The sequence below is a fragment of the Lentzea miocenica genome (assembly GCF_033949945.1).
Classification (GTDB): Bacteria; Actinomycetota; Actinomycetes; order Mycobacteriales; family Pseudonocardiaceae; genus Lentzea; species Lentzea miocenica.
Genome location: NZ_JAXAVW010000088.1, coordinates 1 through 1503 on the forward strand (window position 1 = coordinate 1; position 1503 = coordinate 1503).

1 protein-coding gene is annotated in these 1503 nt (G+C 69.3%); it reads right to left on the reverse strand.

Features of this window, described 5'->3' with window-relative positions; genetic code table 11:
- Positions 1-127 precede the first annotated feature (127 nt).
- Complete coding sequence (locus SK803_RS46295; RefSeq protein WP_319972634.1) at positions 128-1489, reverse strand: IS701 family transposase; 1362 nt, start codon at positions 1487-1489, stop codon at positions 128-130.
- Positions 1490-1503: the final 14 nt, after the last annotated feature.

The following is a 1503-nucleotide window of genomic DNA, read 5'->3' on the forward strand; positions in this document are numbered from 1 at the left end:
GTAGTGCTTTGTTAGGTTAGTCGGCGGTTGTTGCGGTGTAGTGGTTTCACGGTTTGGTGGCAGGTCAGGCACACGCCGGTCCAGGTCGCGAGGAGCTGTTGCAGCTCGCGGATGACCTTGTAGAGGGTCAGGCCGGCGCAGCCGCTTTTGGGTCGCCTCGCAGCAGGGTGAGGAACAGGTGTGCGGCGGTGACCAGGGTGACGTGGCGGTGCCAGCCTTGCCAGGAACGGCCTTCGAAGTGGTCCAGGCCCAGTGCGGTCTTGAGTTCGCGGTAGTCGTGCTCGATGCGCCAGCGGATCTTGGCGTAGCGGATGAGGTCGGCGGGACTGGTGGTGGCGGGAAGGCTGGACAGCCAGTAGGTGACCGGTTCGGGCTCGCCGTCGGGCCATTCGGCGATCAGCCACCGCTGTGGCAGGGCGCCGTCCTCGGGGCTGCGGGGGACGCGGTGCCCGGCGGGCCGGACCCGCAGGAACACGAACTGTGAGGACAGCGCGCCCTTGCTGCCTTCACGCCAGGTGACGGTGAGTGCGGCTTCACGGCCGGTGGCGGCCACGTGCCGGGCCAGGCTGACCGGCTCGTCGGTGTAGACGGGCGTGTCGGCCGGAGGGCGGCCGCACCGCCCTGTCCCGGACCATTCCCGCGTGACGGGGACCGCCTCGCTGGTGTGGGCCAGGGCCTCGCCTTTGAGCTGCACACTGTAGGCGATGTCGCGCTGGTCGAGCGCGGCCCGGAACTGGCTGTTGTCGCCGTAGCCGGCATCCGCGACCAGCACGGGTGGGCGCAGCCCATGTTCGGCGAGCTCGTCGAGCATCTCGACGGCCAGCGTCCACTTCGGACGATGACCTTCCTCTTCCGGCATGCCGCAGCGGTTGCGCCGCGCCCTGACGGCCTCGGTGACCGCCGCCACGTCCACCTCGGCCCCGGTGCCGGCCTGCCCGCCGACCGGCGCGGTGACCCGTGGCGCGTTCTTCAGTGTCTTGCGGCGCTTGGCTTTGGCCGCCTTGACCGCAGCCGGACCGGCCTTGGCGGTATCCCAGGACTCCGGCAGGAACAATCGCCAGCCCAGCGGGCAGGACGCGGTGTCGGTGACCGCGTGCACACTGACCCCGATCTGGCAGTTGGCGACCTTGCCCAGGGTCCCGGAGTACTGCCGGGCCACGCCCGGTGAACTCGTGCCGTCCTTCGGGAAGCCGCTGTCATCGACCGCCCAGGCCACCGGATCGATCGCCTCCACCGCCTTGCGGGCCAGCCGTACTCGCACCGCGTCGGTGTCCCAGGTCGAGGTGGTCACGAACTGCTGCAGCCCTTGGTGATCCACTCCCAGCCGTTCCGCCATCGGCTGCATCGACTTCCGCTGCCCGTCCAGCAGCAGCCCACGCAGATACGTCTCACCCTTGGCCCGCTGATCAGACCGGGCCAAGGGCGCGAACACATCCACCGCGAAAGCCTCAAGGCGTTGCCGCACATGAGCAAGCTCGTCAGGGGTCACCCGGACATGAAACC